The following is a 14,302-nucleotide window of genomic DNA, read 5'->3' on the forward strand; positions in this document are numbered from 1 at the left end:
TCCGTCTTCCGTGTTTTACGGGTAGATCCCGCGAACTCTTACCGCGTCGGCCACCCGCCCGATGCCGAGCATGTTGGCAGCGATGCGCATGTGGACCTTGTGGTCGAGACGGATCTTCAGCACGTCGTGGAAGGCGGTTTTCATCACCCGCTCCAGGCGGTCGTAGATATCCTGCTCCTGCCAGAAGAGGTGCTGTTCATCCTGCACCCACTCGAAGTAGGAGACGGTGACGCCGCCGGCGTTACAGAGAATGTCAGGAATGATGAACACTCCTTTGTTTTCGAGGATCCGGTCGGCTGCCGGGGTGAGCGGACCATTGGCCGCCTCTGCCACAATCTTGGCGCGGACCCGGGGAGCGTTGTCCACGCGAACGGCATTCTCGAGGGCTGCGGGAACCAGGATGTCGCATTCCAGGGTCAGCAGATCCTCGGGCGTAATCGGCTCGGCTTCAGGGAAGCCTTCTACCTTGCCGGTCAGAGTCTTCAGGTGAATGAGTTCGGGAATGTTCAGGCCGTTGCGGTTGTAGACGCCGGCAGTCGAGTCGTTTACCGCGATGACCTTGGCGCCGGCATTGTGCAGCAGCAAAGCCGTGACGGAGCCCGCGTTGCCGAACCCCTGCACCACGACGCTTGCGCCATTGAGCGGCAGGCCAAGGTGCTCGCATGCGCGCTCAATGGTGTAGAACACGCCGCGGCCGGTGGCCTCGTTGCGTCCCAGCGATCCACCGAGATTCAGCGGCTTGCCTGTGACCACGCCCGGGACAGCGTAGCCCTTCATCATGCTGAAGGTATCCATGATCCAGGCCATGGTTTGCGAGTTGGTGTATACGTCCGGCGCCGGGATGTCCTTCTCCGGCCCGATGAGGGGCAGGATAGCGCTGGTATAACGCCGCGTGAGCCGCTCCAGTTCATGCGGAGACATGTGCTTGGGATCGCAGGTGACGCCGCCTTTGGCGCCGCCGAACGGGATGTTGACGACCGCGCATTTCCACGTCATCCAGGTGGCCAGCGCCTTCACCTCATCCAGAGTGACCTGGGGGTGATAGCGGATGCCGCCCTTTCCCGGCCCGCGCGCCGAGCTATGCTGCACGCGATAGGCTTCGAAGCGGTGAATGTGGCCGTCGTCCATCCGCACCGGCACGCTCACTGTGAGAACGCGCTCCGGGAACTTGATCATCTCCCGCGTATCGTCATCCAGGCCCAGAACAGCGGCTGCCGCGTCAAAGTTCTGCAGCGCGAGTTCATAGGCGTTTTCTGCCCTTGTTGTCGTCAACATTGTGAGTTCCTCCTCGGCCATCGACGGCCGTGTGGCGGCAGTCCCGCGGGAAGACTTTCAAGCCGACTTCATCCACGGCCCGAAGTGCGGAACCGCTGTGAAACCCGGTACGGGATTCTACGCTCTCAACCGGCAGTGCCGGCGAGGGCAACTTCCGGCTCATGCGGATGCTGCGCGTCATACACCGGCGTGAGCCAATCGCGGTAGAAGCTTACGCGCCCGTGCACCGCGTCGGTGTACAACTGCTGCATGCCGTGAGTGATCGGCCCGACGGCTCCATCCCGCACCGGACGGTGGTTGATACGCACGACTGGCGCCAGCCCCACCGCCGTTCCGGTGAAGAAGGCCTCGTCGCACACCAGCAGCTCGCTGCGGTCGATGGAGCGCTCCACCACTTCAAGGCGCATCTCATGACGGGCAAGCTGCATGATGCAATTGCGGGTGATGCCTTCGAGCACGTTGTCCGAGACCGGCGGCGTAATCAGCCGGCGGTCGCGCACCATGAACAGGTTGCAGGTTGCGCCTTCGGCAACATGCCCGTTCTCGTTCAGCAGGATGGCCTCGTCAAAGCCGCTGTGCCGCGCCTCATCGGTGGCGAGCGCGCTATTGGCATAGGCGCCGCAGATTTTGCCGCGCGCCGGAATGGCATTGTCGTCGATGCGCCGCCACGAGCTGACGCCGGCGTGCAGGCCGTTGGCGCTGTGAAGATATTCACCGAAGGGCATAGCGATGATGGCATGGGCGTCCTGGTCGTCAGGCGCTACGCCGATGCGCTCCGAACATTTGTAGGCCAGCGGCCGCACGTACACGTTCGTCTCGAAGCGATTGCGGCGCATCAGCTCCAGCGTGATGTCCGTGAGTTGCTGGGGCGACAGCGGCACGGTGATGCGCAGGATGCCGCAGTTACGCTTCCAGCGCTCGTAGTGTTCCGGGGCTCGTAAAACATAGAGCTGCTGCTGGCTGTCGTTCCAATGGCCCCGGACGCCTTCAAACACGCCCGTGCCGTAGTGCAGCGCATGGGTAAGGATGCCGACCTTCGCCTCGCCCAGGCGCATGTACTGCCCGTTGAAATAGATGATCAGGTTCTGATCTGCTTCCACCTGCATGGCTTCTCCCTGTCCACTACTGCCGGGCCAGTCGAGTCCACTCGTGGAAACGCGGAGAGAGCCTCGTGGCGGCCTCTCCGCGTCGCTTCCGTGTGCCGCTCAAGGGGTCTTTCCCCACCCGGCGGTGACACTCTTCGAGCCCGCAGTATGGTCCGCCCACGGCGCAGGTCAGGGCTGTGACCGCCATCACGGGCGGAGATCCACCTGAATGTGGGTGCTACAGCGTCTTGCGGGGCTTGCCGAGCTGTGCTTCGTAGTTCGCGGGGCGCCCCATGCTGACGTATGTGAAGCCGTGCTCGGCCATGGTCTGGGGCCGGTACAGGTTTCGCCCGTCAATCACGATGGGGAACTTGAGCAGGCGATTGAGCCGCGGCAGGTCGAGCCGGGCGAACTCTCCCCATTCGGTCAGGATCAGCACGGCATCCGCGTTCTCCGCCGCTTCGTACGGGTTCGCGGCGTAGCTCATCTTGTCAGAGGGCGGAAGCACGCCCTTGGCACGTTCCATGGCCGCCGGGTCGTAGGCCTGAACTTGCGCACCGGCATCCAGAAGCTGCCGGATGACCGCAAGGGCCGGGGACTCGCGGATATCGTCGGTGTCGCATTTGAACGCGAGGCCGAGGGCGGCGAGCTTTTTGCCGCGCAGCGTCCACAGGGCAGACCGCACTTTGTTGAAGAAGACCTCGCGCTGGGCGTCGTTGATGCGCCGAACTTCTTCAAGGAGCTGAAAATTGAGCCCCTGCTGGTGCGCCACCCAGTGGAACGCCGCAACGTCCTTGGGGAAGCACGATCCACCGTAGCCCAGCCCGGCATGCAGAAAACGCGGGCCGATGCGGCGGTCCATACCGATTCCGGCGGCGATGTCCTCGATATCCGCCTCGACACTTTCCGCAAGGTTGGACACCGCGTTGATGAACGATATCTTCAGGGCCAGGAAGGCGTTTGAAGCGTGCTTGATGATCTCCGCGCTCTGGGCGGAGGTCACCAGCAGTTTCGCCGGCTTGTCCGCACTGCACATGCCGGGGAGGGCATCGGGGCGGCTGTAATAGGTCCCCTCGCTCAGCGGAGCATAGATGCGCCGCAGCACCTCGGCCGCGCGGTCAGTTCCGGCGCCCACCACGATGCGGTCGGGATGGAGAAAGTCCTCGACCGCAGATCCTTCGCGCAGAAACTCGGGGTTCGACGCGACGTCAAACCGGGCAGTTGGGACTCCGAGGCGATTCAGTACACGCCGGATCCACTCGTTGGTATAGACCGGCACCGTGCTTTTTTCCACGATGACCTTGTAACCCGAGATTTCGCGCGCGATTTCGGAGACAACCGCCTCGACAAAAGAGAGGTCGGCGGCCCCGGAATCGCCCTGCGGCGTGCCCACGGCAATAAACACCGCCTCGCACTCCCGCACCGCTCCGCCGAGGTCCGTGGTGAACTCCACCCCTTTGCCGCTGTGCTTTTTCAGCAGTTCCGGCAGGTGGCGTTCGTAGATGGGAACTCCGCCGTTGCGCAGCAAGTTCACCTTGGCTTCGTCGTTATCGACGCAAATAACGCGGTGCCCGATTTCCGCGAAGCACACCGCGGCGACCAGACCCACGTACCCCGACCCTATGACGCAAATGGACACTTCATTCATGGAATGTACCGGTTCAGCCATTATAGAAGCAGATGTGGCAGGGCGCTTGCGGCTACAATGGAGGCGGAGCTCGAGAGCCAAGATGAATCTGGACCTGCGCATTCCCATGGGGCTGATGTTCTCCATCGTCGGTATCATTCTGACGGTATTTGGAATCGCCACCAACCACGACGCGGCGCTTTACGCCAAGAGCCTGGGCGTCAACGCCAACTTGTGGTGGGGCATTGTGCTGCTGATCTTCGGGCAGACGATGTTCCAGTTGGGACGCCGCAGCCAGAAGCGCCTGGCATCGCAGCCGTCCGAGCCCCTCGACGAGAGCCGCCCGAGCCACGGTCACTGAGTCGCGGCTTGTTCCGCTCGACCGGCACTTTGCCCCCGCGTATAATCGGACCTATGGCGGCGCAGGCTGCAGGCAATCTTCCCGACGAATCCGCCCATCGGTCCGAAACTCCCGGACCTGAGACGATAGCCAAACTGCGCGCGCTGGAGGCACGCCTGGCCACGCTGGACCGGCTGATGGTCGCGTATTCGGGCGGTGTGGACTCTGCCTTTCTTGGCGCCACCGCGCACCGTGTTCTGGGCGACCGCATGCTGGCCGTACTCGCCGACTCGCCCTCCCTGGCACGCCGCGACATGGAACAGGCCATCGTTTTTGCCCAGTCGCTGGGCCTGCCGCTGCGCGTCATCCAGACTGAGGAGCTCAGCAAGCCGGAGTACAGCCGCAACGACGCCAATCGCTGCTTCCATTGCAAGACCGAGCTCTTCACCGGCATGGAGGCATTGCGGGCGGAAATGGGATTCTTCCACATTGCCTATGGCATGAACGCCGACGACACCCGCGATTACCGTCCCGGCCAGCGCGCCGCCAAAGAGCACGAGGTTCTGGCGCCTCTGGCGGAGGCCGGCATGACCAAGGCCGATGTGCGGATTCTTTCCCGGGCAGCGGGGTACGAGTTGTGGGACCGGCCTGCCGCCCCGTGTCTCTCCTCTCGCGTGGAATACGGCCGAGCCGTGACCCGCGAGGTATTGAGCCAGGTGGAGCAGGCCGAAGAGAGCATGCGGCAGCTCGGCTTTCGCGAGTTTCGGGTGCGCCATCACGGCGAACTGGCGCGCGTGGAAGTTGCGCGCTCAGAAATGCCTAAAGCGCTCGCGATGGAAACCCTCGACGCCATCACCGCCGCCCTTCGCAAGGCGGGATACCAGTACGTCACCCTCGACACCGCTGGCTTCCGTTCCGGGTCGCTGAATGCGTTGCTGCCGGCAGATGTGTTGTTACGGCGCGGCGCCTAGACAATGACGGGGCACACGAACGGGTTCCTCTCTGGAATGGCGAAGGAACTCAAGGGCAAGCTTTAAAGATACGGGCTTTAGGACGCGAACCTCTGCGCTTGGCACGCCAGCGTGACGGGCCCAGCCTGACGCGCCCGGACCGACGCGCCCGGTCTGAAAGCCCCGGAGGCTATCCCTGCAGCGGAGATCCGTTGTTTAAGAGGCTCCGGTTCAGCTACAGAAGCCAAAGTCCTGTCGACCCGGCCATGGACCCGAAGAGAATATGAATGCTTCGCGACAGAACAGATCTTCGTCAGGCGCCGATGAATTGGAAGATATCACTGCCAATAACTAGCAGCGGGGTATCGGATTCGTGGGCCGGGCATCCATCTCGAATCGCGCCCGCCTCTGGTAGCGCGGCCCCTGCGCATTCGGGAAGCTCTCGTAGAGCAGGAACTCATGGGCGGTGAAGCCTGCGAACTCGGGGGCTCGGCCGACGCGCGGCTTGAGCGTACGCATGCCGTTCTCGCGGCCGCGGTTGCGAGCGAGCGTGATGTGCGGGTGGTAGGCACGATCCTCGGGCTCGAAGCCGCATTCGCTGGTGGCAGCTACCACAAGCTTCTGCAGAGTGATGAGCTCCGGCAAGATCCTAATCCCCGCCCAGAACACTCCGGAGCGCTCGAAGAAGCCGAGCCCATCGAGCTGGATGGGAACCGGGCGGGAGTGAACGGCGCGCAGGTGCGAGAGGACGCATTCGTACTGTGCCGGAGTGGTGGTGCCGAGGAACTGCAAGGTGATGTGCCACGCCTCAGAGGCTGACCAGCGCAGGCCGTCGTTGGGGCGCTCGAGGCGGGCGCGCACGGCGGCGAGCTGATCGAGGACCGCGGGGGACATGGGAATGCCGATGAAGAGGCGCACGGTCTACTCCTGTTTCGCCTCGAGGTTGCTGGTGAGGCGGTCAAGAAAAGGGACCTGCGAGGGGAAGATTTTCGAGCGGGCTTTTTCAAGCAAGTACCAGGCGCCGCGGTCGACTTCAGGAATGGAGATCATCTTGCGGGAGCGGGGCGGCCATTCGATTTCGCAGTGGTTGCTGACGAGCTGGGCGGGGTCGAAGTCGCCTTCGATAGCCCAGGCGGAGATGATTTTGCCGGATCCCTGAGTGACGGTACCGAGGTTGAGGAACTCGCCATCGGGTCTGAAGCCGGTCTCCTCTTCGAATTCACGGAGAGCTGCGGCGAACGGCTCTTCGTTGGGCTCGTATTCGCCTTTGGGAATGGTCCAGGCACCTTCATCCTTTTTTGCCCAGAATGGGCCGCCAGGGTGAGCGAGGAACACTTCGAGATCGCCTTTGCGGCGGCGGTAAAGCAACAGGCCTGCGCTGCGTTTGGCCACAGTGAAGAGTCCTCGGTTTCATCTTAGCCAGTCGAGGCCGCGGGTGTTGAGAGCAGCAAAAGAAATCGCCTCTCGAGCCCGGAGTACCCTCGAGAGGCGAAAGCAAGCGTTCTGCTTGGGGAATGTCAGTGAGCGGAGACGGCCTTGACCAGTTTCTCGAGGTCGGGAAGGAAGACGAACTTCACCAGGGCTGAGGGTTTTTGCGCATCGGTGATGATCGCCACCTGCTGGTCGGCCCATCCTGCCGGGGGTGTTGTGTGGGCCTCCATGTAGGCCAAGGCCTCGAGGCCGACGTTGGCCAGCTGGCCGAACTGGCGGACGCGGTCGGCAGCGTCAGCAAGACGCCCGGAGCGCTGGCAGAGGACCTGAAGGTGCGGGCCGGCCGCCTGCCACGATTCGAAGCCGCGACGCAGGCTCATGGCGGCAGCGGCACGATCCGAACCGTGTCCGTTGATGACCGCGTCCACTTCGTCCGCGATCTCCCGGCGGGCAGGTGGATCGGCGACCACCGCGTCGACGAGGCGGTTGAGCGAAGTGTAGGAGTCGGTGTGCTGGGCGTCTTCGCGATCGCCGAAGCTGATGGGCTCGATGACTGCGGCGAGGGTATCGAGGCCCTCGGGATCGGCGGAGCCGGCGAGGCTACGGCGGAGCATTTTGGGACCGAAGAAGTGGTGGAGGCCGACTTCTTCGAGTTCGAGAGAGGCGACGCGCAGACGGCGGTACATGTCGGGCACATCGCGGTCCGATTGCGGTGACCAGAAGCGCTCCGCGATGGCCATGCTGCGCGGCCAGATGCGGGAGTCAATGGTGACGGGGTTAAGCTGCTCGGCCCACATGCAGATCTCGCCGCCAAGGATCAGCTTCTGCTGATCGGGGGTGAGTTTGCTATCGGCGGGGATGACATCGTCGAGGAACATCTGCTCTGAGGTCTTCTGGGCATCGAGGTAGTACGGCGCGGACAGGATTCCCGTGTAGCCCTGAGTAGCGCCGGTCGAGAGGGACTCAACGCCGCGCCAGCTCTGGATCATGATGTCTTTGGGCAGGCCGGGGGTGAGGATCTCGTCCCAGCCGACGACCTTCTTATGGTGCTTGGCGAGGATGGGCAGGAGGCGCTGATTGAAGTAAGTCTGCAACTCGGCGGTGGTCTTGAAGCCCTTCTTGTCCATGAAGGCCTTGATGCGCGGGTTGGCGAGCCAGGCTTTGCCTTCGGTTTCGTCGCCGCCGATGTGGTAGTACTCGTCCGGGAAGATCTCGGCCATTTCACCGACAAAGGCGTCGATGAACTTGTAGGTCTTCTCGTTGGAGGGGTCGAGTTCTGCGCGCGGGCCGTCGTAGACGAGATGCAGGTCTTTGAGGTCTTCGCCGGAGCCGATCTCGGAATATGCAAGCACTTCAGAGGTGCTGTGGCCTGGCATGTCGAACTCGGGCAGGACGCGGATTCCGCGGGCTCGGGCGTAGGCGACGACTTCACGCATTTGTTCCTGCGTGTAGAACTGGCCGCCGGAGGCGGTTTCAGTGAGTTTCGGGAATTTTTTGCTCTCGGCGCGGAATCCCTCGTCATCGCTGAGGTGCCAGTGGAAGACATTGAGCTTGGCGATGGCCATGGCATCGACGGTGCGCTCGACTTCGTCGACTGGCTCGAAGTGGCGAACCACGTCGACGAGGAGTCCGCGCCAGCGAAAGCGCGGAGCGTCGTCGATGGCGACTGCAGGCAGGCGGCAGGCGCCGTCCTGCATGGAGACGAGTTGTAGAAATGTCTCAAACCCGCGCATGGCACCAACATCAGTGGCCGCGGTAAGGGTGGCCTGCTGCGCGGTGACGTTCAGCTTGTAGCTCTCGTCTTCGTCCACGCCTTGCACGGCCTGACCCGGACCGGCGACCTGGATGGTAAGCAGGGCGGCAGCGCCGGCCGGCGCGTCGTGCTGCATGCGGCGTATACCTCCACAGCGATAGTCAAGGCGCGCAAGGAAGCGCTCGAAGGCAGCGTCGAGGCGCTCGTCGTGGTTCCCTGAGAATCCGGCATGGAAGGCCTTGTTGAGCGCGAGACTTCCCTGCCCGAACTCGACGGATCGAGGCAGCGGCATGAGATTGAGTCGTTGCTCTTGTGCTGGGTGCGCCTGTGCGTGGGCGGAGACAGACAAGGCCAGCCAGGGCAGCAGGAGGCCCGCTGTTGAGATTATGCGCTGAAATGCAGCCAAGGATTTCCGTGGTTTCAATTCTCACCTCAAGCGAGGAGATCGCAATGCGCTCTCAATCTGTGAACAGTTGTGTGCGACTGCTGAAGAGATCATACCCTCGCCAACTGATCAAAAGGGCTGAATTGTTCATGACTTAGTGCTGCACACGTTCTGACCGCGTGAGGCGGACTGCCCCTGGTTTGCAAGCCATGGGACCGCGGCCGCCGGGTGCTTAACCAGCTTATTATGATGGGCATAATCCTATGCTTCATGGCGACGTCGTGCGGTGGATTTGCGGAGCTAACGGATGGGTAGGGGAGGCCTGACTCGGCTATCTGCAACAAATTACAATATTTGAGTTTGATTCGAGCTCGAAAGAGGCAAGAAACGAGCAGATTCAATCGTAAGTAGCAAGGTTTTGGGCATTTCATGCCTATTTGTTCAAAAAACTCTTGCCATCTTTATGCGCTCGGGCCTATCGTTCGTAGAAATGGAGTGTGACGCAACTCCATTCGACTCAGGCGCGGATTGCCAAGTTGCCTGAGGGGGTAGGCAGTTCGTTCCAATTCCCACCACCCTTGAATTGTTTAGAACTTTCAGTCCGGTTGCAGGCTGTTTAGGAGGCCCGGTGCAAAGCATTCCTCTCCTCTTCCCGGTGAGGTAGATCGCCGGCCTGCGCACATTTCAGTGACAACTCCGCGAGCAACTGGACGCGCTCGTGAGTATCCATGAAGCGAAAATTCGCTGAGTTTACAGACTAGAGGAGAGGTGCGATGAACAAGTATGAGTTGAATGCATGCACTGATCGGCATTCTTCACCCCTCTGCCGAGATGCTGCGGGTACACGGTCGAGGCGCTGGGCAGCATTTTTCGCTCTGCTGATGGGGACGCTGTTGGTCTCCGGTGGGGCGAGGGCGCAGGAACTGGCCGCGACGCTGAGCGGCACGGTGGCCGATGCCACCAGGGCGGTGATTCCCCATGCCACAGTTACGGTGACGCAGAACGGCGTGAACGGCGTAAAGCGCGTGGTCACGTCAGATGACTCCGGCAGCTACGTGGTGACAAACCTGCAGGCGGGAAGCTACACCGTGAACGTCACGGTAACCGGCTTCGCGACGTGGGAAGCCAAAAATGTGGTGCTGAATGTCGCCGAGAAGCGCGGCCTGAATGTACAGCTCAAGGCAGGCGCCGAAAACACCACAGTCACGGTGGAGGCGAACGCAGTTGCCATTGAGACGGAGAGCGGCTCGCAGGCGGGGACGATTACGGGCCAGCAGATAGAGGGGCTTGAGCTCTCAAACCGGAACTTCCAGCAGTTGGTTACCCTGCAGCCTGGCGTGATCAACAAGATGGATGATGAGACCAACTCCGCCAACACGGCGATGAGTGTGAACGGCGCGCGCACGACGGCCAACAACTGGACCATCGACGGCGCCGACATCAACGACTCGGGTTCGAACGGCACAGTGATCAGCGCGCCCAACGTGGATGCCATCCAGGAGTTCACGCTGCAGCGCGGCAATTACGACGCAGGGTATGGACGCTCCGGCGGTGGGCAAGTGCTGGTGGCTACCAAGGCCGGCACCAGCGCGTTCCATGGCGATGCCTATGAATTCGTACGGAATACCGCGCTTGATGCCAACGACTACTTCACCAAGCGTAGTCAGGTTACGAACGGCGAGCCCAATAAGAACCCGGTAAACCATCACAACGTGTACGGGTTCACGATTGGCGGTCCGGTCTTCATTCCGAAGCTTTACAACACCGAGAAGTCGAAGACATTCTTTTTCTGGTCAGAGGAGTGGCGCAAGATCAGCCAGCCGGGCGGCGACTCGATGCCGGCGCCGACGGCCGACATGCTGGCCGGCAAGGTGGCGGGGAAATTCACCGGCGCTCCCGCAGGCTGCACGACATACGATGCGGCGAGCGACACCACCACCATTTCGCAGAACTGCTACAGCGCAAATTCCAAGGTGTATCTCGACAACCTGTTCTCCAAGTATCAGGCGAACGACGGCAGCAATTACACCTTTGGCTACTCGGCGCAGAACAACTTCCGCGACGATATTGTGCGGGTGGATCACTACTTCACGGACAAGATTCACTTCTATGCGCGCGGCATGAACGATGATATGCCGGTGGACAACCCGGAGGGTCTGTGGGCGGGCAGCAACTACCCCGGCCTGGTAGATACACTGGTGAACTCACCGGGCAAGAACGTGGTGGGAAACCTGACATGGACAATCAATCCCCGGGTGGTGAACGAGTTTGAGTTTGTCTGGTCGCAAGGCACGTACTTCTCGTCTATCAAGAGCGGGCAGTTCGCAACCTCATCCGCGGTAAACGGAGCTTTGACTAACCAATGGCAGCCGGATCCGTACGGCAAAGTGCCGGGTATCAGCTTCCGCATCAGCGGCCCCACAGGCTTCAGCGCCGGCTCATCCCCGTGGAATGAACGCAACCTGGACCGCACGTACTTCGACAATCTGGCGATCAACTTCGGCAAGCACACGCTACGGACTGGATTCCAGATTCAGCAGATGCTGAAGACGGAGAACGCCGTGAACGGCAATCCGTCGTTCCAGTTCAACACATGGGGCGATTTCCTGGTCGGCAATGTGTATACCTTCTCGCAGACGCTGCCTGACATTATTCCGGACCTGCATTTTGTCAACACGGAACTCTATATCCAGGACGACTGGAAGGTGACCCCGCGGCTGTCGGTCAACCTGGGTTTGCGATGGAGCCGCCTGCCTTCAGTTACAGATGTGAAGGACACGTTGTCGAACTTCGATCCGAGTCTCTATAGCGCGCAGATGGCGCCGCAGATCGATCCAGCGACGGGTGATTTTGTAGCTGGGCAGGCGATCAACGGTTTCGGTCTGGTTCCTGCTACCTACACCAACGGCATCATCTTCCCCAAGGGAAACGCGTGCACCAAGGCGCAGGCCATCTCGCCCATGGTGCAATGCTCGCCATTCGGCAAGTATGTGAATCCGAACTATAACAACAACTTCGCGCCGCGTATCGGCTTTTCCTACAATTTGTTCGGCACGGGGAAGACGGTTCTTCGGGGCGGATTTGGACTTTTCTACGACCGGCTGCTGAACGGCATCTGGGAGCAGAACGCCTTTTCAAACCCGCCGCTGGCGCAGTCGACGACCATCAACAACGCGCCGTTTGACAACATCACGGGCGGCTCAATGTCAGTCAGCTACGGCCCCAACAGTCTGACGGCAACCGGTACGCCGCAGTTCAAGGTGCCCAAGTATTCCAACTACAACCTCTCTGTCCAGCACCAGGTGCTGCCCAATACGGTTCTAGAGATCGCGTACGTTGGCGCACAGGCGCGGCACCTGCTCGGGCAGTTTGACGAGAACCAGCCCACGGTGACGGCCAGGCTTGCGAATCCCAACGCGGACGTGAACTACCTGCGGCCTTTCCAGGGTTATGGGAAGATCAATTCCCGTTTCCCGTCGTACACCAACGATTACAACTCTTTGCAGGTGAGCGCGAACCATCACTCGCATGGCCTGACGTTCGGGACCGCATACACGTGGTCGAAGGATATGACAGTGCAGTCCTACGACCGCAGCCAGACATCCACGAACAGTTACGACTTCAAACTCGATTATGGTGCGGCATCGTACAACACGCCGCACGTGTTCTCAGCAAACGCTCTGTATGAATTGCCGTTCTTGAGGGATCAGCGCGGATTTGCGGGCAGGATCCTGGGCGGCTGGCAAGCGTCAGGGATCATCGCCGCGACTTCGGGTTCCAACTTCTCGGTGACGCAAGGCGCGGATCCGTTCGACGTGAACGGAAACCGCGGCATTGGTCTGAGCGGAGTGCGTCCGGATCAGGTGGCTCCGATCCACAAGAGCAAGAGCTTTGATCAGTGGTTCTCCACCGACTCGTTCGCTCACGCGGCTGGGCACTTCGGCAGCGAGAGGTCTAACCCGATTATCGGGCCAGGCTTCCAGAACTGGGATCTTGCCGGCATCAAGAATTTCCGTATCTGGGAGAGCGTCAACTTCCAATTCCGCGCGGAATTTTTCAATGCATTCAACCACACCAACCCGAACGCACCGGACGCGGGCATGGATGACTCGGACTACGGCCGGGTCATCTCGGGTCACTCGCCACGGCGCATCCAGTTCGGCGCCAAGGTCAATTTTTAACTCAGCTCAACTGCAGCGCTGGAGGCCGGAACAAATTGTTCCGGCCTTCATTTTTCGGGGGCCGCCGGGGCGGTTGAGGGAGCTGCGCCGGCAGGTATCTTCGACAAGACTTTCAGCAGGTGTTCATCTGCGGCTTTGTTGAGCGAGCGGGATTTCTGGAACTCCGCGTTGGCTTCGGCCGTCCTTCCCATGGCGCGATAGAGGCGCGCGAGCCGGTAGTGCGCGTTCACGTCATTGGGTGCGAGACGGATGGCCTGCTGAAATTCTTTAATAGCTTCGGCGTTCCGATTGCGTGCCGCATAGACGACCCCAAGATCGCGGTGAGCCATAGCGCTGTCGGGCATCTGCCCTGCCAAACTTTCGAGCATCGGCAAAGCATCGTCAAACTTCTCGAGTTGAATATGGGTGTCTGCAAGGTAGAGCATGGCCTGCGGGTGCTTCGGGTCGTTGTTGAGCTCTGCCTGGAATTCCTGGGCGGCTTCGGCGTACTGGCCTTTGGTCCAGAGAAGATAGCCGAGGCCGAAGTGAACGTTTGGTTCGTTAGGATTGGCTGCAACGGCCGAGCGGAACTCACGTTGAGCGCCGAGGGGGTCTTTCATGTCATCGAGCGCTTCGCCCATCAGCATGTGGGCTTCAGCGGAATTGGGATTGATGGCTACAATCTTGTGGAAGGTATCGAGGACGCATGGGTACTGATGAGCGAAGAGACAGCTGTGCGCAAGGGTAGAGAGCAGAGTGAGATTCTGCGCGTCGCGCTCGGCGGCCTTCTTCAGCCATGGCGTTGCGGCCGCGTATTCGCCGAGGCCGTAATGCGCCATGCCGGTGAGCAGCACGAGGTGGTCGTCGCCGGGGCTGGCTTTGAGTAGCGGCGCGAACGTATCGATGGCCTGACGGTAGTCGCCATTTTTGAAGTACGCAAGACCTAGGTTGGGGCGGAGGCCGGGCATTCCGGGCGCGAGCGCCATGGCCTTCCTGTAGTGGCGGACGGCCTCGACGTAATTTTGATCGCGCGACTCAAGGAGCCCGAGATGGGCGAAGGCTTCAGCATCGGAGGAATGACTGGCTGTCCAGGCGCGCCAGGCCGCCTCGGCCTCGTTTGCTTTGCCCTGCTGTTCGAACTGGATTGCCGTCTGCCGCTGGTCCTGCTGTGCTGCTGAAGTCAGATTGCTCATTGCTAGAGTCGCCAGGCAGATGGCGGCGATGGAATGGGATCTATGATTCACGCGGGCTCCCTTCGCATTCTCGCCCGAACGAGCAAGTGCGTGCAATCGGGTG

10 protein-coding genes are annotated in these 14,302 nt (G+C 61.1%); 3 read left to right on the top strand and 7 right to left on the bottom strand.

Annotated elements, in window-relative coordinates; genetic code table 11:
• Positions 1-15 precede the first annotated feature (15 nt).
• The 3 genes from VGL22_RS20390 to VGL22_RS20400 form a co-directional block, all read right to left on the bottom strand.
• Positions 16-1,275: a Glu/Leu/Phe/Val family dehydrogenase gene (locus VGL22_RS20390; RefSeq protein ID WP_465268804.1), complete on the bottom strand. Its 1,260-nt coding sequence runs from the start codon at positions 1,273-1,275 to the stop codon at positions 16-18.
• A gap of 125 nt (positions 1,276-1,400) precedes the next feature.
• Positions 1,401-2,381 carry a branched-chain amino acid transaminase gene (locus VGL22_RS20395; protein ID WP_465268805.1) on the bottom strand — a complete coding sequence of 327 codons (981 nt, stop codon included), beginning with the start codon at positions 2,379-2,381 and terminating at the stop codon, positions 1,401-1,403.
• Between the two features lie 217 nt (positions 2,382-2,598).
• Positions 2,599-4,008: a UDP-glucose dehydrogenase family protein gene (locus tag VGL22_RS20400; RefSeq protein WP_465268806.1), complete on the bottom strand. Its 1,410-nt coding sequence runs from the start codon at positions 4,006-4,008 to the stop codon at positions 2,599-2,601.
• 82 nt (positions 4,009-4,090) lie between these two features.
• Between VGL22_RS20400 and VGL22_RS20405 the strand changes: the two genes are divergently transcribed.
• Together VGL22_RS20405 and larE are read left to right on the top strand one after the other, a co-directional pair.
• On the top strand, positions 4,091-4,348 hold the full coding sequence (locus VGL22_RS20405; RefSeq protein ID WP_465268807.1) for a hypothetical protein: 258 nt from the start codon (positions 4,091-4,093) through the stop codon (positions 4,346-4,348).
• A gap of 53 nt (positions 4,349-4,401) precedes the next feature.
• The gene (gene larE, locus VGL22_RS20410) at positions 4,402-5,298 is read left to right on the top strand and encodes an ATP-dependent sacrificial sulfur transferase LarE (protein ID WP_465268808.1); all 897 of its coding nucleotides are present in this window, start codon (positions 4,402-4,404) and stop codon (positions 5,296-5,298) included.
• A gap of 330 nt (positions 5,299-5,628) precedes the next feature.
• On the opposite strand, the gene thpR is transcribed toward larE, so the two are convergent.
• From thpR to VGL22_RS20425, 3 genes are all read right to left on the bottom strand, one after another.
• Positions 5,629-6,195 (bottom strand): RNA 2',3'-cyclic phosphodiesterase, encoded by a 567-nt coding sequence (gene thpR / locus VGL22_RS20415; protein WP_465268809.1) that lies wholly within the window; start codon positions 6,193-6,195, stop codon positions 5,629-5,631.
• Between the two features lie 3 nt (positions 6,196-6,198).
• Complete coding sequence (locus VGL22_RS20420) at positions 6,199-6,669, bottom strand: NUDIX hydrolase (RefSeq protein WP_465268810.1); 471 nt, start codon at positions 6,667-6,669, stop codon at positions 6,199-6,201.
• Positions 6,670-6,794: 125 nt separating this feature from the next.
• Positions 6,795-8,753, bottom strand: a complete 1,959-nt coding sequence (locus VGL22_RS20425; protein WP_465268811.1) for a beta-N-acetylhexosaminidase — start codon at positions 8,751-8,753, stop codon at positions 6,795-6,797.
• A gap of 974 nt (positions 8,754-9,727) precedes the next feature.
• On the opposite strand from VGL22_RS20425, the gene VGL22_RS20430 reads away from it, so the two are divergent.
• Positions 9,728-13,027, top strand: coding sequence for an outer membrane beta-barrel protein (locus VGL22_RS20430; RefSeq protein WP_465268812.1), 3,300 nt, complete (start codon positions 9,728-9,730; stop codon positions 13,025-13,027).
• A gap of 47 nt (positions 13,028-13,074) precedes the next feature.
• Here the strand turns inward: VGL22_RS20430 and VGL22_RS20435 are convergent, their stop codons facing one another.
• Positions 13,075-14,250: a tetratricopeptide repeat protein gene (locus tag VGL22_RS20435; RefSeq protein ID WP_465268813.1), complete on the bottom strand. Its 1,176-nt coding sequence runs from the start codon at positions 14,248-14,250 to the stop codon at positions 13,075-13,077.
• Between the last annotated feature and the right edge of the window lie 52 nt (positions 14,251-14,302).

It is taken from the genome of Occallatibacter sp. (assembly GCF_036502485.1).
GTDB lineage: Bacteria > Acidobacteriota > Terriglobia > Terriglobales > Acidobacteriaceae > Telmatobacter.